The 19,801-nt window shown below is 53.1% G+C and carries 20 protein-coding genes and 1 pseudogene; 11 read left to right on the top strand and 10 right to left on the bottom strand.

Annotated features, from left to right (window positions below):
- Positions 1 to 2 precede the first annotated feature (2 nt).
- Complete coding sequence (locus QMX84_RS02950; protein ID WP_282363085.1) at positions 3 to 560, bottom strand: transglutaminase domain-containing protein; 558 nt, start codon at positions 558 to 560, stop codon at positions 3 to 5.
- Between the two features lie 128 nt (positions 561 to 688).
- Here QMX84_RS02950 and QMX84_RS02955 point away from each other — a divergent pair, with 128 nt between their 5' ends.
- A complete protein-coding gene (locus QMX84_RS02955; RefSeq protein ID WP_282363086.1) occupies positions 689 to 4,771 on the top strand; it encodes a P-loop NTPase fold protein in 4,083 nt (1,360 codons plus the stop codon).
- Positions 4,772 to 4,908: 137 nt separating this feature from the next.
- Entirely contained in the window at positions 4,909 to 5,661 is a 753-nt protein-coding gene (locus QMX84_RS02960) for an NAD-dependent deacylase (protein WP_282363087.1), read from the top strand.
- Positions 5,662 to 5,767: 106 nt separating this feature from the next.
- Here QMX84_RS02960 and QMX84_RS02965 read toward each other — a convergent pair whose 3' ends face one another.
- Complete coding sequence (locus QMX84_RS02965) at positions 5,768 to 6,181, bottom strand: hypothetical protein (protein WP_282363088.1); 414 nt, start codon at positions 6,179 to 6,181, stop codon at positions 5,768 to 5,770.
- A gap of 607 nt (positions 6,182 to 6,788) precedes the next feature.
- Between QMX84_RS02965 and QMX84_RS02970 the strand changes: the two genes are divergently transcribed.
- Both QMX84_RS02970 and QMX84_RS02975 read left to right on the top strand, forming a co-directional pair.
- Positions 6,789 to 8,003, top strand: a complete 1,215-nt coding sequence (locus tag QMX84_RS02970; protein WP_282363089.1) for a hypothetical protein — start codon at positions 6,789 to 6,791, stop codon at positions 8,001 to 8,003.
- Positions 8,004 to 8,110: 107 nt separating this feature from the next.
- Positions 8,111 to 8,314 (top strand): hypothetical protein, encoded by a 204-nt coding sequence (locus QMX84_RS02975; RefSeq protein WP_282363090.1) that lies wholly within the window; start codon positions 8,111 to 8,113, stop codon positions 8,312 to 8,314.
- Positions 8,315 to 8,903: 589 nt separating this feature from the next.
- Here the strand turns inward: QMX84_RS02975 and QMX84_RS02980 are convergent.
- Positions 8,904 to 9,122 (bottom strand): hypothetical protein, encoded by a 219-nt coding sequence (locus tag QMX84_RS02980; RefSeq protein WP_282363091.1) that lies wholly within the window; start codon positions 9,120 to 9,122, stop codon positions 8,904 to 8,906.
- Positions 9,123 to 9,186: 64 nt separating this feature from the next.
- Entirely contained in the window at positions 9,187 to 9,570 is a 384-nt protein-coding gene (locus QMX84_RS02985) for a hypothetical protein (RefSeq protein ID WP_282363092.1), read from the bottom strand.
- Positions 9,571 to 9,873: 303 nt separating this feature from the next.
- On the opposite strand from QMX84_RS02985, the gene QMX84_RS02990 reads away from it, so the two are divergent.
- Entirely contained in the window at positions 9,874 to 9,996 is a 123-nt protein-coding gene (locus QMX84_RS02990; protein ID WP_282363093.1) for a hypothetical protein, read from the top strand.
- 155 nt (positions 9,997 to 10,151) lie between these two features.
- Here QMX84_RS02990 and QMX84_RS02995 read toward each other — a convergent pair whose 3' ends face one another.
- Positions 10,152 to 10,547: a hypothetical protein gene (locus QMX84_RS02995; RefSeq protein ID WP_282363094.1), complete on the bottom strand. Its 396-nt coding sequence runs from the start codon at positions 10,545 to 10,547 to the stop codon at positions 10,152 to 10,154.
- Positions 10,548 to 10,677: 130 nt separating this feature from the next.
- Between QMX84_RS02995 and QMX84_RS03000 the strand changes: the two genes are divergently transcribed.
- Positions 10,678 to 11,139, top strand: coding sequence for a helix-turn-helix transcriptional regulator (locus QMX84_RS03000; RefSeq protein WP_282363096.1), 462 nt, complete (start codon positions 10,678 to 10,680; stop codon positions 11,137 to 11,139).
- Between the two features lie 139 nt (positions 11,140 to 11,278).
- Here the strand turns inward: QMX84_RS03000 and QMX84_RS03005 are convergent.
- Positions 11,279 to 11,557: pseudogene (locus tag QMX84_RS03005) on the bottom strand (hypothetical protein); the annotation flags it as partial.
- 1,075 nt (positions 11,558 to 12,632) lie between these two features.
- On the opposite strand from QMX84_RS03005, the gene QMX84_RS03010 reads away from it, so the two are divergent.
- Both QMX84_RS03010 and QMX84_RS03015 read left to right on the top strand, forming a co-directional pair.
- Positions 12,633 to 12,884, top strand: a complete 252-nt coding sequence (locus QMX84_RS03010; RefSeq protein ID WP_282363097.1) for a hypothetical protein — start codon at positions 12,633 to 12,635, stop codon at positions 12,882 to 12,884.
- Positions 12,885 to 13,430: 546 nt separating this feature from the next.
- On the top strand, positions 13,431 to 13,664 hold the full coding sequence (locus QMX84_RS03015) for a hypothetical protein (RefSeq protein WP_282363098.1): 234 nt from the start codon (positions 13,431 to 13,433) through the stop codon (positions 13,662 to 13,664).
- A 27-nt stretch (positions 13,665 to 13,691) separates the two neighbouring features.
- Here QMX84_RS03015 and QMX84_RS03020 read toward each other — a convergent pair whose 3' ends face one another.
- Positions 13,692 to 14,834 (bottom strand): site-specific integrase, encoded by a 1,143-nt coding sequence (locus QMX84_RS03020; protein WP_282363099.1) that lies wholly within the window; start codon positions 14,832 to 14,834, stop codon positions 13,692 to 13,694.
- Positions 14,835 to 14,979: 145 nt separating this feature from the next.
- On the opposite strand from QMX84_RS03020, the gene dusA reads away from it, so the two are divergent.
- Positions 14,980 to 15,945: a tRNA dihydrouridine(20/20a) synthase DusA gene (gene dusA, locus QMX84_RS03025; protein WP_282363100.1), complete on the top strand. Its 966-nt coding sequence runs from the start codon at positions 14,980 to 14,982 to the stop codon at positions 15,943 to 15,945.
- A gap of 62 nt (positions 15,946 to 16,007) precedes the next feature.
- On the opposite strand, the gene rssC is transcribed toward dusA, so the two are convergent.
- The 3 genes from rssC to QMX84_RS03040 form a co-directional block, all read right to left on the bottom strand.
- Positions 16,008 to 16,490, bottom strand: coding sequence for an anti-sigma factor antagonist RssC (gene rssC, locus QMX84_RS03030; RefSeq protein ID WP_048370295.1), 483 nt, complete (start codon positions 16,488 to 16,490; stop codon positions 16,008 to 16,010).
- The gene (gene rssB / locus QMX84_RS03035; RefSeq protein ID WP_048370293.1) at positions 16,487 to 17,671 is read right to left on the bottom strand and encodes a two-component system response regulator RssB; all 1,185 of its coding nucleotides are present in this window, start codon (positions 17,669 to 17,671) and stop codon (positions 16,487 to 16,489) included. The genes rssC and rssB overlap by 4 nt, the downstream gene beginning before the upstream one ends.
- Positions 17,672 to 18,012: 341 nt before the next feature.
- Positions 18,013 to 18,702, bottom strand: a complete 690-nt coding sequence (locus QMX84_RS03040) for a VacJ family lipoprotein (RefSeq protein ID WP_123748986.1) — start codon at positions 18,700 to 18,702, stop codon at positions 18,013 to 18,015.
- A gap of 245 nt (positions 18,703 to 18,947) precedes the next feature.
- Here QMX84_RS03040 and QMX84_RS03045 point away from each other — a divergent pair, with 245 nt between their 5' ends.
- Together QMX84_RS03045 and QMX84_RS03050 are read left to right on the top strand one after the other, a co-directional pair.
- Positions 18,948 to 19,349 (top strand): Rid family hydrolase, encoded by a 402-nt coding sequence (locus QMX84_RS03045; RefSeq protein ID WP_282363101.1) that lies wholly within the window; start codon positions 18,948 to 18,950, stop codon positions 19,347 to 19,349.
- A gap of 139 nt (positions 19,350 to 19,488) precedes the next feature.
- Positions 19,489 to 19,752, top strand: coding sequence for a DUF4404 family protein (locus QMX84_RS03050; protein ID WP_262125808.1), 264 nt, complete (start codon positions 19,489 to 19,491; stop codon positions 19,750 to 19,752).
- Positions 19,753 to 19,801: the final 49 nt, after the last annotated feature.

A 19,801-nucleotide genomic window follows, 5' to 3' on the forward strand; every position in this document is an offset into this window, starting at 1 on the left:
TGCTAACCAAGTGCTTGCCTGGACAAACCATCCAGAATCCCCAGAATCTGAACGTCATTGAGAGCAAATTTGGGCACAAATTCCATACCTACCGGCAGGCTATCATAGGGACACATCAGTGCTCCCTTGCCCTCACCGAACTGCTGACTCATGAAGTTTTTGAGATTGCTTGGCGCCTTAGTGGCGTAGGCGCTTCGGAAGATCGACAGATCGCAGATGACACCTGCGAACATTACCCAGGCGTGACCATCCCACGTGGCTTCTACGAACTCCCCCTCATAGGTTGCTCCTGGAATGTTCCCTCGGCATTCAAAAGCGTACTGGCCGTTAATCAGTAAGTCACCGAGGACGACAACGGCGGGTATCCCTTGAGATTTGAGAATGGCAGTGAAGCCAGCACTGACCATGACGCAAGAGCCGAATGATGGTGGGATTGAATCCAGTGTTGTCCTAGCAGCGCGAACGATTACATCAGGATCAGTAATCTGAAACTCCGCGTAGTCTGTGTAAGCCTGCGCGCCCCGGTCGCGGATGATAATGTCTACTAGAGTTGAAGGCACAAAGGATCCCTTAAGTATTTAGAGCACGCACGATTACTACCCCACATTGGCGCGCTGGTCACCTGAGCATCAGAGCAGTAAGCTCTTGCATATGATAGCCAATTGCCAAAGTAATCAGGGATGATCGAATGCTAGATTCCAGTCGCAGGATGCCCGCCGTTCTGGATCGTCACATTGAAAGCGAAGACCAGGACGCCTTCGGACACCGCCATTATGCCCAGGCGCTACGGTGCCTGATTGAGGAGGAAGGTCATCAGCCCCCGTTCAGCATTGGTTTGCTGGGTGGCTGGGGTACCGGCAAGAGCTCAGTGAAGGAGCTCTATACGCGTGCACTGTCAGACGACACCTCAACTGCTGTTGGGCAGCGACCAAGAAGCCAGCGCTTCAAGAGCATCACTTTCAACGCCTGGCGGTTCGGTGGAAAAGAACAGGACATTAAGCGAGCACTGCTCCGCCACGTGTTCCTTGAGTTGGGAGGTGATGAAAGCAAGCTGCAGGACGACCTGTATCGAAACGTCACTCACACCACGTCAGTGCCCAAGAGGGTAAAGGAGCTCATCAAGGAGCACCTTTTCAGTTGGGCAGCACCGCTACCAGCGTTCGCGATCGCCTTCACAGTCTATGTGATGCTGGTGATCGCCGGCCTCCTGTGGCTACCGCTGGATGGTGGCATAGCCCAAGGCTTCTTCGTGACCGCTATCAGCGCGGTATATGCCTACCTGATTAGCGTTATGAAACCCTCAACTGTTAACCCGTTTAACACTATCACCCGAGTTCATCTGCCTAGCGTGAGTGCGGAGCAGTATGAAGAGTTGTTGCTTCAACAACTGCGCAAATTCAAGCCTGCCAGGGACAACTCAGTACCCTACGAGCGGCTCGTCATTTTCGTGGATGATCTTGACCGGCTCTCCGCAGAGGAGATGGTCTTGGGTTTGGACGCTGTCCGCACTTTCATGGAGATCCCAACAGACAAACTGCCAGACAATTTAGGTCTCGTTTTTGTCATCTCTTGCGACGAGGGTAAGGTTGCAGACGCGCTTTTCAAACGCCGGAGTAATCCCGAACAGCCAGGCTCTATTTTCAGTTCCGCCGATGCACGCCGCTACCTCGATCGCATTTTCCAGTTCAGGCTTGAGATTCCACCACCGCCACGAAGTGACATGCGCCAGTTCGCACTCTCCAAGCTCAAAAGTTTCCCCGATCTGGTGACGGATATTGCGGACAAAGGCGCGTCGGTGGAGCAGATCGTTGATCGCATGATTCACGTCAACGTTACCGACCCACGCAATGCCCTTCAGATCGTCAATGCCTTTACGCAGACATGGTGGCTAGCCAAAACGCGCGAATTCGACGCCATTGGCAGTGCACGACCCGGCGGCCTGCATGAGGGGGCCGTGACGAAGCACCCGGTTGCCCTTGGGGCGCTAAGCGCGGCACGTGTGAGCTTCCCGGGCTTCTATCGCGACCTCCAAGATGACCCGCAACTCCTGCTGCGCCTGACCAACTTGATGGTCAGGCAGACCTCTCTCAATGACGAGCCGCTGGAGGCGCACCACGTCCTGAGGCGATATGTCACACAAGATGAAAATGACAAACCTAAGCTCGTTGAGGGCTGCCGCGATTTGCGCCAGTTCTTGGCGAGCCTGGTTGGTATCAACTGGCCCGAATCTCTGCAAAGCCTTCTCTTGCTTTCTGAAGACACCGTCACACGCCAATACGGTGCTCATGCGTCGAAGATCTACAGCCAGTTGGTGTCAGGTGATACTCAGGGTTTCCTGGAAACTCTTTCTCCACGAGCGAATGATCTGTTGAGCGATGTCGAGGGCCAGTTGTTGCACAACATGCTCAGTGAGCTACACCGCACTGAGCAGGCTCTGAAATTCAACGCCATGCGCGTGGTGGCAGATATTATTGATCGCGTGCCAGCCCGTACCCGGGAGATGGTGCTCGGCATCCTTTGCAACGACCTCGTAACTTCTCCGGAGCTGAGGACAATTCTGGGCGTCGAGAAGATCGGTCGCATCGTTAAAGCCGCCAACCCAGTAGATCAGCAGCACGTATCTGCTGTACTCATCGATGACCTGCTCAATCTGGAGAAACCGGGCACCATTGACCTTCCTACAGGCCAAGCGCCAAACATGGAAGAAGCAATCAGCATCGCCAAGTGCGCTGCCGACACAGCTCTATACGTGCTGGCTACACAGGGGCTGCCTGCCCAAGCCAAGTTAACGTTGATGAACTGGCTTACTGATCGAACCGTCACCGCAGCTAAAGGCTCCCTCAAGCTTCCTTTCCTCGAGTTCCACAAGTGGATGGACAGCTTTGAATCGACGCTCCTCCCTGAGATTGGGGCAGCCTATGTCAATCAACTGACTTCAGCCCTGCAAGCGCACGAAACCGAAGAGATTGATGCCGGGCAAGCTCTGGATACATTGGGCGCAAACGCCACGGTCGCTCGGATTGATTACGTCTGGCGTCAAATGGCCTCTGAAGGTGAGGACAGTCGGAACCAGATGTGGCATCAGGTCAACGTTACATGTCGCCTCCATGCGCCCGACCCAATCAATTGCGTTTTAAATGCGCTAGAGCAGTTCCAGGCTTCAGCCGACGATGAACAGGTATTGGAATGCCTGAGACTCTTGTGCATGCGTGTTGGCGAGGTCAAAGAGGCACCACTGAATTACCAACGCGCGTTCGAACTTCTGATCAACATCGGTACCCTGCGGCTTTCACGATTTAAGACAAAGCATTATCAGGCATATGCTGATCTAAGCATGAGGCTGAGCGAGATAGAAGGTTACGAGCAAGACGCTGCCACAGTCCTTAGGAAATTCGTGACTTTAGATGAGGAAGCGCTTGGGGAGGTCGTCGACCAGTGGATTACAGCACCGCTGGAAGATGTCCCTAGCGAGTGTCGAAATATTGTTTTCGAGGCATATGATCACTTGCCTGAAGAAACCCAGGAAGCTCTTGCAAAACACCTCACACAACTGACAGAACTCTTGGCGCTTGATGAGCGAGATGAAAGCCTCTACACAGATGCGGCCACTCACATTCCTCTGAGTCATTGGGGAAGCTCAGTGCTTCAAGCGCATCTTGATAAGGTGCTGCCGACGTTGCCGAGCAAGGTAAATGAGTGGGACACCTACCTCAAGTTCCTGCTTCCAGGATTGAGCCACATCATTTTGCAAACCAGCCCAATTGTTCTTGGCCCTGCTCTGCAGAAGCTGGTGAGCAATGCCAAGGACTATCCAGATGTTTATGAGGAGCTGCACCGCATGATGGTCGACCGGTGGCCGTCAGACAGCGTCCTCACCAGTGGCTATAGTCCACAGGCGATGTTCAATGACGCGCGTCTCGCTGTCACAACCTCCCCTAACTACGTGGGACGTCATGCATTGGCTTCGTTGAACAGCATGCTTGCGAACGAAATCGTACCCGATTCTCTCGCCACCACGCTCGTGGAAACGGCTTGCTTCATTTGGGAGCAAAACCCCTACGAAGCAGTTGAATTCCTGAGCACCAGTGGTCTTGAGCTCTCTGTCGAGCAAATGGCGAACCTGCCTGGCCCGATCAACTTCGGCAAGCCTGCTGAGGTTTTATTACTAGAGCGTGTATGGAAGGCATTGACGCCTAACTTGTCCATGCAAGAAGACCTCGATACCACAAAAGCTGTACTGCTCAAGGGTATGGACGGCAACACGCAAGATCCTGATCTCGCGATGTCACTCTGGTGTCGGGCCCTGGCAGCAGAAGCTCATGGCAACCTCAAAAAGCTTTTGCTCAACGCGAATACGACGGATGAACACCGTGCCCGGCTGTTTAAACAAATCGTGCGAGCAGAGGGTGGCCAGGATCAAAAGGAGTCGCAGGAAGTGCTAGCGCTCGCAATCGAAATGTTCAAAATGCCTGACAGCGCGTTGAGTTGGTCTGCCGTAAATGCTCTGCGCACTGATATCAACACGCGACTGGTAACGCATGAGGATCGAGCCGACTTCGCCAAGCAGTTACTGAACGAACTCCGTATGGCAGCTTCTGATACCGCCAAAGGGCAAATGGCTGCCTGGGCAAAATCTTTGGGCACCGACGCAGTGCTCAAGGATGTGAGGCCAGTAGGACTTCGCGAAGAAGACCTTGGCATCATCAACAAGTTCTTTGGTGACAGCCGGACAATGAAAGGCTTGATGACTCGGTGGAACAACCGTAAGTAAAAGCCCGCGCGCAGGCTTTTCCGGTAGGGTAAGGGCGATGCGGCATCGCCTCGAATATCGATGCCGCGCGCCAGTACGCTCTACACCCGAAAACTGCAGACGACCTCGTCGAATCATCGGAGCAAAGGAAAGCAGCCATGCCCATTACCACAATTGCCGAGCTGCTTCAGAAAGCCAAACATGTCGTGGTTTTCACCGGCGCCGGCGCATCGGCAGAAAGTGGTATACCGACCTTCAGAGATGCCCTAACCGGCCTATGGGAAAACTTCGATGCCTCGAAGCTCGCGACAGCCGAAGCGTTCCATGCAGATCCAAGTCTGTGCTGGGGGTGGTACGAATGGCGTAGACGCAAAGTCATCCAGGCTCAGCCCAACGAAGCACATCGTGCAATCGCGCAGCTCGCCAATCACGTGCCTAAGCTGACCGTCATCACCCAGAACGTCGACGATCTTCATGAGCGCGCAGGAAGTTCAGCAGTGATTCATCTCCATGGAAGTCTGCACTCGCCTCGATGCGTCGACTGCGGCGCCGCACACCAGTCTCCCCTGCCCTCTGAACCACTCCCTGAAGCCGGGATCCGAATCGAACCGCCGCGATGCACGAGGTGTAACGGGTATGTGAGACCAGGTGTCATATGGTTTGGTGAAATGCTTGCAGACGAAGCTTGGACGAACGCAATGGCGGCAGCAAAAGAATGCGACTTCTTTCTTTCGATCGGCACTTCTGGGGTAGTTTATCCCGCCGCCGAATTGCCATTCGCAGCTCTAGCAAATCATGCGAAGGTCGTGCACATCAACCCAGTGCGCTTTGCAATCAGCAGGCAGGATTTTTTCATACAAGGCACCGCAGCGAGCAGCATGAAGTCCTTGGTTGAAGAGGCGTTTCTTTAAACGATGTTAAGCGTTTCGTATCTACCAGAGCAAAAAAAGGGCGCGTTAGCAGCATCGGTTCGAGCCAGAAAAGTCGGCCTTGTTTGTGGCTCATGCAGTCGGCAGATCATCCCTCTACTAACTCACCGCCGCTCCGCTGAGACTTCAGTCCGGCCCTCCCCGCTTTAGAAAACTTGACCCAGCCAAAACAGTGGATAGCTTCCTCGCTCCCATGATCCTCATCGTCGGCATCAGCCCGGTCGTCTACTCCATGGACTGTGCCAAAACCTGACACTTCCCAAGTATCAGAAGCACGCCAAAGGGGCTCGCTGAACGATTTACCTTCATCCAGCTCAACCGAAAATGGCTCAGACCCTGTCGCGCGATGTACCGCAGCGATGACACTCTCATCCGAAAGAATCACATCCCGAAGCTCTTGTTGAAAATAACCGTCGAGAATCTCAGGCAGATCTGAAAACACACCATCGCGACAGTTTACGATAGCGTCGATAAAATCCTGAACAATGAAGACCTGCAACACCTCGAGCTCAGTCAGTCGCGTTGCCAGCTATCATTCCTTTGGACGTCGCGCCGATTGAACCCAAACCAAAAACCGAAGCGTCAGCGACCACTGAATTACGGCTCGGGAGGCAAGTTCTCACGATAAAGTGGCCGACTTCAGACCCCGACGGCTGTGCTCGTTTCATTCGCGGGGTTGCTCAATGTTGCGCATCGACGCCTTCTGGCTCGCCGCCGAGCCCATGTATATGCGTGCTGGTATCTGCCTGAGTCGCGCAAGGTGACTTTGGCAGACGCTTACGGCCAATACACCTTCCCGACTCCACCGCCGAAGGCCATCGTGTCCAACCTCATTTAAGTGGACACCATTTATGGCTCAACGCCCGTGCTTGCGGAGTAAGTTGCAATGAGAGAACGATTAAAGCCTCATCCTTGATTAGCTGATGTGATGTGATTGATGCGGTCGCGGGCACCGAGACCAGTGATTGCTTTCCTATGGCCACTTGTCATAAGATTTGCGCAGGTGACGGCTCTACCCTCAACTGGAATCGATCGATTCCGAGCCAGATGAATTCAGCTGCAGTCGCGGCTCATCTGACCCTATTCGATCATTTTTCATGAGACTAGCCATGCTAAAGTCCGATAACACCTCTCGCCTGTTCGACTCCAAAGTCATCAGCACCTCTAATAGGCGGCTAGGCGCCTTACTCGAAGCCCGCTACTCAAAATTCCAATTCATTACCGATTTTGAGCGTGCGGTAAGAGCGGTTGAGCATGAACGGCTCAAAGCCAGCGGCCAGTACAGCGACATGACCAAACCGGCGACCAAATCCATCATGGCCGCCACGCTTAACTGCGACTGGTTCAATGAGCTGCATCTACAGGCGTTGTCTATAGATGAGCACCTTAGCACCGCCGAACTCAGCCAGCGCCGCGCCCAACAAGGGGCCCAACTGTGGGCATTCATCGCACAGAGGTCTCCTGCTCTCGGTCTTGAGGCGCCTTCGTTTCTCGTGGACATCTGCGGCGACTTCATCGAGATGTGGCAACCTACAACCTGCACCTATGATGAGCTCACCGAGACCATTTACCGCGCTCAGGATGCCAAACGCGACGGGCTGCTTCCTTCATGGTTCGATCGGTTATATCCCCTGCTGGCAGATGCCTGCGACGGCTCTGGATTTGCCCCCAAATCTGCTGTGTATGAGGCGCTCGCCCTGCTAAAGGTCGCAGATGAGGCCTCGATAACGTCACGTATCTGGAACAGTCTGGCGTGGCCAGACATGCGTATAAATGTGGCCATTATCGCCACTCGCCTCGCGAATGCAGAAGAGTTTTCGACAACAAGTCGTGCTGCGAACATCTTGGAAACGCTGTGGGAATTCGGGGACATCTATGCAGGCATGCAGCTAACTCAGATGCTCCACCATGTACTACCACCGCATCGACGCTGCCTGAAACGCGCTAACGCCATTATCGATGAGATCATGCTCCAGTACCGGGCGAACCCTGGACGACAGAACCTTTTTGGCCTCCCCGATACACACGTTGAGCTTTTCGTCACGTACAACGAGACCAAAATAGCTGTGCTGCAAAAAGCTGAAGCCCCTGATCAAATCCTCCACCTCACCCAGCACTTCATCGAAACCGCGCTTTACGCCTGCCAAGTCGGCCTCAAAGAGTTTGCAGCATGCGCGATGGCTATCTTGAGGCCTGACCTACCTGAACTTCAGGGCCGGGACTTTGAGGATCTCTTCGATCTCCGCAAAAAGATCTCACGATACCCCGCTGCTGAAGATTACTGTCGCATCATGGCTGAAAGAGCAATGGGACACCGTCGGTAAGCACTCAGAACAGCGCCGTGATGGCAGCTAGAGAGACTCGTTGAGCATGCATCCAGGCTACAGCAGGCCTGGAGAGCTTACTTGCGCCCACCCCAAGAGGAGTGCACATGGACACTAAAATCTGCGAAATTTGCGCCGGCAGTGGCGGCCCAGTCGAAGTTGAGTGCCCAGACTGTGAAGGCACAGGATTTGACCCAATAGAAGACAAACCTTTTGCTCAATGCCATGGATGCTACGGCGAAGAGATCATCGAGGTCGAGGTGTGCCCGAACTGCTGCGGCACAGGAAGAGTGAATGTGGATGATTACTGAGGTGCTTGGCTAAGAGCTTCGTTGGCGCATGGGAATTCTGGCGATAAAGGCGATCGCGTCCGCTTGAAAATACGCGGACACCATCGCCCTGAAAGCTGGAGTTCGAAAGGTGAGTTCGCCGGACGCTTACCAAAATACAAAATCAGCCTACGCCAGAAGCCCGCAACTCCCATTTGCTGCGGGCTAAAGGCAAGTGGTGGCATGGACACTACGGGAACAAAACAAGGGCGCGTCAGCGGAGCGCCTTAGGCCCGCATTTGGCATCAAATGGCGCTCTTGCTCTCGGCTGCATCATCTAAGGATGATCAAAGCCGATTTGGCTATCTACACCCTCATGCCTCCGGCAAGCGGAGCGCGCAGGCCGCTCGGCGGGAGACGTGAGGATGGAAGCCCGCCAGGGCCAAGACCCGCAGGGGCTTGGTACACGACAGCCGTCCCCGCAGGGGCACGCAATGAACGTTCGATAACCGACTTAACCTCCAGAGCCACATTCATTGATAGTGCTTAGGGGCTAATCACAAACACCCAATCACAAGTCCTTCTTCTCTTCCGTCAGTTCAACGTCACCCAATGACCCCAAATGAATTCGTCAACAAGGTAGCTCTACAAGGAAACCTTGCTCAACAAGCATCCGAGTAACCTCCCAAAGCACTCCGGTGACTTCCCAAGTTTCAGTAACAGCAGACACGGCCTTGCCAACAAATGCACCAAGGTCGAAGTCTTGGGTCGCTACAAACGGCCCTTCTCGGCTGTACGACTCAAAGATACCGGAAGCCACTGTGACGACCTCGCCTTTCTTCAGGAGCATCAAGCCACCTTAATCCCAAACTCACAACATTAGGCAGAGACATCCCCTCCATCCCGGTGAAATATCACTGCAAGATCCGAGGGGTCGGGTGGTACTGACCCTTAGTAGTACGCAAAAAATCACGCAAGCTGGCGCGGCCATTCTGGCGCTGAAAAGTCGCTAAGACATAACGGCTATTCTCCGTCGTCATTACCCAGAACCTCCCCTCACGCTCAACTTTTAGAACGTCAGAAGTCCGAATCAGATGGCCATCTCCAAACCGCCCATATTGGTCTTTACGCTTGTGGCCAAAAACAACACCGATACCTGCGCGCGCACTGATGGATACTCCGCAAAGGTACGCAGTGACCGGTATGTCGAAGCCTTGCTCTTGAGCCCTTATAATTCGCTGCAGATCAAAATCTGTATGGCGCTTTCCGTGGAAATTCACATCTAGGGTGTCGAGCATAATTGCGCTCCGGTTGCGTTCTGTATGGAGTTATCAGGAATTTCACACGCAACCAGAAGCGCTGGTATCGTGGGGAATTCTTAGTAAATTTCAGGCTGATCGAATCATGGTTTCGAGAAAAATTGGCCGGCAGTTCTGTAGTGACTGAATTTGAAAACCTGGTCGGTGTGAGTTGTGGTAAACAGCACCGCTGTCCAACTCCATCAGACTCACTTCAAAGTCGTTATCATCACCGACAGTCACCCTAACGACACGATCCATACGCCAGCCATCGCAGTTATTCATCCAAGGCGGAGTGACCACTTGCACGTTGACTATCACTTCCCCTGCACCTTGCTGCACAAGCATTTGCTGCAGTCTGTGCTCACCTTCGATCATTCGCGTGAATTCAGTGCTTCGACCCTGCTCGGTGATTCGGACGGTTAGGTGATACCAGTGCGATCTAAGCACCCGTGACACCCCCTGCCAGTGCATCAAACCTTCGCCAAACAATCCTGGAACGCCTATAGCGTCTGAGTCTTCAGTTCTGAACATCAGGTGCCTCAGTTTTCTGCGGACGCAAAGCAGCCCGGTTGGTTAATTCAAAATAGAGAGAAGATCTCTTTGATGGTTGCTGATTTGCGATGACCCGGCCCGAGCAGCACATAGACGCTATTCCGAGTTTCGAACAGAAAGCCGTCGTTGAACGCAGTGCCCATACTCGACCTGACCCAGTGGCCGGGTTCAAAACGTCTTTGGTCGTCATCCACGACCTTGTGGGCAAACATAAACATTGGCTGACATCCGGCAGCGGATATTTTGGTTCGCTCGGCGTCGGTGACGATGGCGTCTAGGATGATCCATTCCTCGACGGCGCATAGTGGCATCCATTTGTAGCGCTTTCTGGCGAACGCGACGGCTTCGTCGAGGGAAAGCTCGGAGCCCATTAAACGGATACCGTGATCAGCCAGCAGATCGTCTTCGATGATCCCATCCATCGCCCAAGCCCTCTCTGTCAATATCCAATAATTATTAACTGATGCATAATACCGCCAAGACCACCAATATATCTGTTTGTGTGGCGGCAGGCAAATGCGACATACCGTCTCCTTTTATCGGGATAGTAAAATGTCGCTGCGCAAATCTTATGCAGCAGTAGTTCAACTGCTTCGCACTCAGAAAGGTCTATCTCAGGCAGGTCTTTCGGGCTTCGTCACGCAAACGCACGTTAGCGAGCTAGAGCAAGGAAAAAGCTCAGCGACCGTTGATATGAGTGCACGTCTAGCCTTAGCGCTGAACGTAGAGCCGATCACGCTGCTGGCACTCACTGTTGCATCCCATGAAAAACGCTCAATGCGCGAAGTTCTTCTGGCGTCGCTAGCTGAGGCTGAGGCGCTAGGGCTGGCAGATAGACCGCTTCCAACCGAACCGAAAGCCATTAATCCGCCTCGAGAGTTGGAAGCTAAGAGGAAATGGTTGGCCGTGCAGGAGCTTAAGACGAAAGGGCTGAGCCAGAGTGATGCCGCGAGACAACTAGGGCTGCCGGAATCGACGTTGCGCCGGTTGTGGCACCAACCACCAAAGGAATGAATATCAGTCCTGATAGCAGAAATAGCCTTCCATTTGTCAATACTGATCAACTCCGCGATTCGCCTCGACGTGCGTGCGTTGCATTTCGTAACTTGCTCCGCTCGACAGGCCAATCCAGATTGCTGATCAATTCATCTGATTAGGATAATCCGCTCCCTTCGCACACTGGCGCAAACATGCCTGCGATAATCCTGGCGTCGAGCAACGCATGGTGGGGCACTTCTTCACCCTCGCTAGTCTGAGAAAGCGTTGTTGCGTCAGTAGGAAAATTACGAACGATTCTGGGCCAGTGCCCGTCGTCGTAGGCGAGCTCACAGAAGAGCCCCCAGTCGTATTGAGGAGCGTCTGTGACAATTTCTATAGCCTGATCAAAGGATTTGCTCAAAGATCTCGCGATTGACTTCAAAGCCGTTACAAGAGTGCCCAGGAGGATCGCAAAACCTCTCCTTAGGTTAGCAAAGCGGCATTCAGTCCTTCCCGGCAGACAGAATTGCACTTCAGCAACTGAGGTCGCGATGGGGCTGACGCAGATTGATACCCGAGAGCGGGGCGAGCCTTGGTGGCTGATAGATAGCAGTAGGAAGGGAGTCCGGAAGTGATGTGGGTTGAGGCACTTAGCACTGATAACCAATCAAATACCTCCCCTGCTGTGCCAGCTCATAACGGATGTTAGACCTCCTAAGATTCTCAGACGGAGCTATCCCTCACAATTTCTGGCTTTTTTGCTTCTTTTTGAAATCAAAAAATAGCAGCGCCTTACGGCGCAAAGAGGCGACATCTCACTGCCCTACGGGCCTATATCCAACACCGCAGGTTAAGCTGTGCAACAGCCATCATTTAAAAGTAGACAGGGAAAACAGCCTAAAAACCAAAGCAACAGCAAAGCAATCGAGTCGATTGCCTTAAAAGCTCGTGGAAAAACCAAAAAAGCGAGGCTGTCGGGATCGCTGCTTTTCTTTTGTCCTCAAATATAACATCTCCGGTTTTAAAAAATGATTTCAAGGGGGGTAGCGAAAATATTTTTTTTCACCCTCGATCTCGCTCTATATTGCACAGGCAAAACCCAGCCTTAGTAAGCATCCAGAAGGCATTCTGGGCACAACGTCCCGCCCTTTTGGTCAAGCAACTGGATCACCCAATCGAGTAATCCATGTCATCGGAGCCATGCAGATGCCCCGGTCGGCATACTCTGAAGCGAGCTTAGTGGAAGCCCGGATAATCCTCAGATTGAAGAGATCGCACCGGGGGCGCGCGAGCACATCATCAAGCATTGTCGCGACGGAGTTAAAAGTGCCTAGATGGTATGTGCAGGTCACACCGGATTCCACGCCCTATTCGCCTTAGTAACTTATTGGCTACGGACTGCACCCGTGGCGGAGACGGCCCGCTGGCAATTATTGCGCGCAGGAGGACGTCACATTAGTTGATGATCGCTCCGACTCCCCCAAGGCAGATGGACTTGTAACAGAGCAGTCGCAAAAGCTCGAACACGCTTGTCCAACCTGAGCACGGCCTCTCAAGGGACAAGTTCATTGAGTTATGGCAATCGCACACCAGCAATAAAAATCACCGAACCTGCTCAAGAAAATATTGCAAAAGCCACAAAAGCCCACATGCGACAGCTTAGGGAATTAGTTAGAATTGAAGGCCATATAGTCCTAGCAAGAATTAAACAAATTTCCAGAACTAATGGATTCCATGCACAGAACGAAATCTCTTATTTAGAATTTGACATCAAGCCATAAACACTTTAAAGAATATAACATAAGAAGTAGCGTCTCGAAGTTTACTTTCCGTTTCTTCTGGGTATACCCCTAGCCTGCACGGCCGATCTCCGGCGGTTTTTTATACAAGTGGCGTTTTGATTAAGACTACCAAAGTATATTTTTAGCATACTCTAGCTAACGGTATGCCCTACGTAGACTGTTTAAAAAATCTTCCCTGCGCCTTGACGGCATCTGGAAAAACATATTCCATATATTGACAAAGCAACGGTACGACACCGTTTTTTTTTGAGAGCTCAGGGAGCACTGACGGTCATGATGGCGGGTGCTTTCGGGACAGAAAAATGCAAAAAGGAATCGCGCAGGAAGTGGGTTTTCTGACTGAAGATGACGTAGCCCACCTATATAACGTGAGCAAGTCTACACTCGACAACTTGAGAGAAAATAGCTGTGACCCGGCTTACGCATATGCAGGAAATAGCTTCTTTCATCCTGCGGACGGAGTAAGCACGCTCCCGATGTTCAGGGTCAAGGGCTTCGGTTTCACTCACGGCGGAGCGATCTGACATGAGCGACATCAGAAGCAAGATTGCTCACGAGATCAACTGCTACACCGCCGAAGATATCAGTGAACTCGCTAAGGTCAACCTTGATACTTTGGCGTATTGGAGAAAGCACGGCAAGGGGCCGAAACCTATCCGCTTTGGCTCTGCTTACTTGTATCCAAAAAACGCTGTGATGGAATTCATCAGCAGTCTGGTGGAAGCCGATTCGGACGACTTCATTAGACGCTGCATTTGAAATGAAGGGGCCAACTGGCCCCTTTTTTCATGCCGGGGCGCTTTTGAGTTCACCAAGTTGCTGCAAAATCAGGGCGAGTTGTCCGTCGATATTTCTAGCGTCTTGTTGCTTGATGTTCAGGGCGTTGTAAGCAGTATGGACATCAGTTGCTTTGACGTGTGTGTATCGTTTCAAAGTCTGCCAATCACGGTGGCCGCTCATCAGCGCGACTTGGGGAACGTTCAGGCCAATGCCGAAAAAGTCAGTGATCGCTTTGTGCCGAAGATCGTGAAAGCGAACTGGTCGAGACACTCCAGCTTCCGCCCGTGCGCGTGTGAACGCAGTACAAACGGACTTCGGATTGTAAGGAAAAATGCAGCCGGATTTCCGCCCCCCGATAAAGTTCTCTACAAGCTCCCAGGCTGAAGGCAGCAGGGGAACAGTCTCATCGTTACCTTCCTTTTCGTCAGGATGCTTTCGGTCGCGAATAATGACTGTCTTATTCTCCCTGTCCAAGTCTTCAATTCTGATTCTGCAGATCTCTGCTTGTCGCATAGATGTGTAGAGACTGAATCGGATCACCTGCGGCATGTCGATCTGCTGACGGGGCTTTGTAGCAAAGACAGCGGTGATAGCGTCGATCTCCTGCTGTGTTGGTACACACTCCACTTCGCGACTTTTGATTCTCATTTTGTGACTTGTCTTCAGCCCCTTACGCGCCTTGTCGGCCAGATCTGGGTCAACATCAAGGTGCTTGGTGTCATAGCAATAGCGAAGCACAGATGACAGCAACGAGAGATCACCAGCAATTGTTTGACCCTGAACGCCCTCTCTTTTCCTGGCATCAATGAACGACTCCAGGTGACTCTTCGAAAGCCGTTCGATGCCGATCTTGCCCAGGCGTTTCTTCAAAGCTTTGTAGATGAACAGTGCGCTCCGCTGAAGGGTACGGCCCTGCTGTATGTAATCGAGGTAGTCATCGATATAATGCGCGAGAGTTGAACCCTTGGGAGCAGCGGCCCTGCCAGTGGCTTTGATCTCTTCAAGCTGACGTGCTTTTTCCTTTGCAAACGCCTTTGCAAGCTTCTCTGTCGTGAACGTTTCACTGATCGCCTTGTGACCTTTTGATCGAATCAGCACACGCCAGTTGCCGCTTGGAAGCTTTTGGATTGAAGCCATGGTCGTGTTCACTCAGTGTTCATTTATCCATACCCGATGCATACCTTTGATGCACACGGCGTGTACTCCAGGTGTACCAAAACCGTCATTTTGGCCCCTGAAATGTACACGAACGATAGCACAAAAACCTGCTGAAGGCCTTTAAATACAAGGCTTTATGAATCGTAAATTTTCTGTGGCACCCATGATGGATTGGACTGATCGCCATTGCCGATTCTTCCTGCGGCTGATGTCCAAACATGCGCTGTTGTACACCGAGATGGTGACCACCGGTGCTTTGCTACACGGTGATGCCGAGCGGTTTTTGCGGCATGACGATACTGAGCACCCGTTGGCGTTGCAGTTGGGTGGCAGTACGCCTGCGGATTTGGCGGCGTGTGCGCGTTTGGCGCAGGCGGCGGGTTATGACGAGGTTAATCTGAATGTCGGCTGCCCGAGTGATCGGGTGCAGAACAATATGATTGGCGCGTGTTTGATGGCTCATCCGGCGCTGGTCGCCGAGTGTGTGAAGGCGATGCGCGATGCGGTGTCGATTCCGGTGACGGTCAAGCATCGGATCGGGATCAATGGCCGTGATAGCTACGCGCAGTTGTGCGATTTTGTCGGCACGGTGCGTGATGCCGGTTGCGAAAGCTTTACAGTGCATGCGCGTATCGCGATTCTGGAAGGGCTCTCACCGAAAGAAAACCGCGATATCCCACCGCTGCGCTATGACGTTGTGGCTCAGTTGAAGGCTGATTTCCCGGAGCTGGAGATTGTTCTTAACGGCGGTATCAAGACGCTGGAGGAATGCCACGCGCATTTGCAGGTGTTCGATGGTGTGATGCTGGGGCGTGAGGCGTATCACAACTCGTATTTGCTGGCGGAGGTCGATCAGCAGTTGTTTGGCAGCGCAGAGCCGATTATCACCCGTGCACAGGTGCTGGAGCAGCTAAGGCCGTATATTGCTGCGCATATCGCCTCGGGCGGTTCGATGCATCACATCACACGGCATATTCTGGGCTTGGGTCAGGGTTTCCCTGGCGCGCGACGCTTCCGTCAATTGCTGTCGGCGGATATCCATAAAGCCAAGGATCCGCTGGCGCTGCTGGATCAAGCCGCCGAACTGCTGGAAGGCCGCTAAAAACCGGGCAAGCAAAAGGGGCCGTTCCTGTTCAGGACGGCCCCTTTTTTGTGCGCCATGGATCAATGGCGCTCGAGCGCGTTCACCAGGTCATGAAAGGCTTCACGGTTGGAGTCATTGAGGCCCATCAGAATTTTGTGCGCTTCAAGCACCTTGACCCGCACCACGTCTTCAGTCTCGTCTTGCGACGGTAAGTCTGTGAGGCACTCAGGGCAGGGTATTGGTCTGTTGATGATGTTGAAGACCTGATCGAAGCCCATCGACTGCAACAGTCGGGTGATGTCTTCGTGGGTGGTCACAACCGTCGGCAACAGGCCTATTTTTTGGCGCGACAAAATCGACAGTTTCGCCAGCAAGCCCAATGTGGTGCTGTCGATACTGCGAGTCTCTGTGAGGTCGATCACGATGGCCGTAAAGTTGCGCGCCGTGAAGATCCTTTCGATTGTCGCATCCAGTGCTGAACACAGTGTCAGACGCACTTCACCGACAAACTTCAGGACGAAGGTGCCGTCCTGTTCGGCGAACTGAATTCTACCGGTACTCATGTAAGATTCCTGCTTAACACCATCAGGGCGATATCATCCGGCATCTCCCCTAGCGTAGCTAATCCAAAAACCTGGCGCAGACCATCCAGGCTGCCACCCGCTGCTTTTACCAACTGAGGTAGAGCAGCTTCTTTCTCTTTGAGTGTAGGCTCGGCCAAAAGGTCCAAAATTCCGTCAGACATCAACGTCAGGCTGAATGTCTCGGGCAATTTCAGCACTTGATCTTCGTAGGTCGCTTCGTTGAACAGGCCGACCGGCAACCCTCGTCCTTCCAGATAAGTCACGCTGTCCGGGGTGTACAGCACCGGCAATGGCAGGTGCCCACCGATGCTGTAGGTCAGCAGGCCGGTCTCTTGGTCAATCACACCGCCGACCATGGTCACATGCTTGCCCAGCTTGCAGTTGATCAAGCCACGGTTGATGTGCGCGAGCACTTCGGACGGCTTGAACTCAGGCAAAGTGCCATTGCGCTTGGATTCAAACAGCAAGCGAGTGGTCATGAACTTGAGCAGCACGGTCACGAACGCTGAAGACGCGCCATGGCCAGAAACATCTGCCAGGTAAAACGCTACCCGACGCTCATCGACCTTGAAGTAGTCGACGAAATCGCCCGACAAATACAACGACGGAATAATCTGGTGCGCGAAGTCGAATCCGTCGAGCGACCAGGGGCTGGTAGGCAGCATGTTCATCTGCACCTGCCGCCCGGCGTTCTGGTCTTCCTGCAGCAGATGCAGGCTGGCTTCAAGCTCGCGGTTGGCTGATTCCAGTTTCTCGCGGTAGCGCTGGTTCTCATGCAGTAACCGGGCGCGATCCAGCGCACGATGCACGGAATGCTCCAGCACCGCCAGATCTTCAAGCGGCTTGATCAGGTAGTCGGCGGCGCCCAGACGCAGCGCTTCGACCACATCACTCATCACACCGGCGCCCGAGATCACGATCACCGGGGTCTGTGCCGAGCGCTGGGCGACCTGGCGAATCAACTCCAGCCCGCTCATTTGCGGCATGCGCAGATCGCAGATCACTAAGTCCGGTTGCTCTTGCTCGAACACCTTGAGACCTTGCACGCCATTACTGGCCTGCAGGACGCTGAAGCCGCTGTCTTCCAAATAGGCTGCCAAACTGGCACGCACTACTTCGTCGTCATCAATGATCAGCAGCGTGGCACTGGTTTTTTGCATGTGGGCAAACGGCGCCAGAATTAGGTTTGCGTCAGGGCTCGAACACATCGGGCCCAACGACTGAATAGGCTTTTGAACATCCCTCACCAGAACGATTGTTTTAATCATTCCTACAAAGGTGCTCGTGTAAGGCGCAGACGGTACTCCCATCTGCGGGGGGTTTCAAGCTCAGGCCGATAGCGGTTTGACGTGTTCACCCGGTTAAATTCCCTCGGGTTATAAGAACATCGTAAACGGCAACTAAAACCTTGGTTTAAACGCCCTTAAAGATGCATTTTTTTCATGAACAACGATGCAAAAAACGGCCATAAAGGCCGTTTTTTGTGGGCAGGATCAATGACTTAAAAGTCGTCTTCAATCTCGCCGTCTTTGATTCTGAACTCACGGTTTTGCAGGTACGCGTTACGAATAAAGACGTACTTGTCACCGGTGATCAGTTTTTCTGCCGACAACAGGCTGGCACGAGCATCGATAACATCCATGCCGATCGCCATGTTGCGCGCCGGAATATCGTTCATGTAGCGGTATGGCTTGGTGAAGGAGTCCGGGTAGATACCGGCTGCGTCACGCACGGTGCTTGGGCCCAGCAGCGGCAAGACCAGATAAGGACCGCTTGGCAGGCCCCAACGGCCCAGCGTCTGGCCGAAGTCTTCGTCGTTGCGTTGCAGGCCCATTTTGGTGCCCACATCAAAGAAACCGCCGATACCAAAAATGGTGTTCATCAACATGCGCGAGGTGTCGACAGCTGCGGCGTGAGGCTTGCCTTGCAACACGTCGTTGGCCAGGTTGCGTACATCGCCGATGTTTCGGTACATGTTGTGAATGCCGTCTTGCAGAAACTGCGGCGTGATGAACTGATAACCCTGAGCAATCGGCTTCAAGGCATAGGTATCAAGCGTGTCGTTAAACGTGAAAATGGCGCGGTTGAAGCCTTCCCACGGGTCAGCCTCGGTGGCTGCATTGGCAGCAAACGGTGCCATTGACACAGTGGCACACAGGCCAATTTGAGCAAGACGCTTGGTCCAGCGCATAGCAAAACTCCTTGAGAATACGTATCACTTGGGCGCTACGCCCTGGGGTCAGGCGATGAGTATAACGGCAATTGCATTTTTGGCAGCCCCCAAGCAACGCAACATGTGGCACGCAAGGTTGGCGAAACAACGTACATAAAGGCTGCACGTAGATGAAACGCCCGGTTACAAGGCTGCCACTGCACCTTCGACGATTAAATTGCAGACTTGGCGCTCAAACACTTTGCCAAGGACTGACAAGCACCATGAACAGACGCGTTCATAACCCGCCAACTGTTTTCAACTCCCTGCAGTACGGCTTCAGCCAAGCCATCGAAGTACGCGATGGAAGGCGGATTCTGCTATCCGGCCAGGTCGGGGTGGACGCCAATGAAAACACCGTCGGCCCGGGGATTACTGAGCAGACCGAGAAGGCGCTGGACAACATCGAGTCAATCCTGGCCCATGCCCATGGCAACCTGTCGCACGTCATCATGCTGCGACTCTACATCGTTGAGTCCGCCCGTGATCAGCAAGAGCCCATCGCCAGCGCGCTGCGTAATCGCTTCCCAAATAACCCGCCGCCGTCCTCCTGGATTATCGTCAGCGGGTTGTCGCTACCCGAATGGCTGATCGAGATCGAGGCAGAAGCGTTGATCCCCGTTTGACCCAGAGGCGTCGACCAACTGCAATTTTGAGACAGATCATGCACTCTAAGCGCGACTGGATTAATCTAGACGCCCGCTTGTAGATCTTTTGCGCTTCTCGAAGGTCTACAACAGTGCCTATCAATAAAGGATGAATGCTATGCCTGCCCGCGAACTGCAAGAACAACTCAATACCTTGCGCGAGCAACTGGACCAGAATCCACCGCTCGATATTAAACAGCGTGAGCAACTGAACGATCTGGCCAAGCAAATTGAAGCCGAGATTGCCCTGGAAAGAACCACCAAGGACAACAGCCTGGCTGACAGCGTCAATCTCGCTGTTGAAAGTTTTGAATTAAAGCACCCAGCTCTCGCCGGCACCTTGCGCAATATCGCACTGACCTTGGGCAACATCGGGATCTAAAGCCCCCGCAGCTACCAGAAACAAAAAAGCCCCGGCTCAGTTCAACTGA

Source organism: Pseudomonas sp. PS01297 (genome assembly GCF_029959305.1).
In the GTDB taxonomy this organism is placed as follows: domain Bacteria; phylum Pseudomonadota; class Gammaproteobacteria; order Pseudomonadales; family Pseudomonadaceae; genus Aquipseudomonas; species Aquipseudomonas helleri.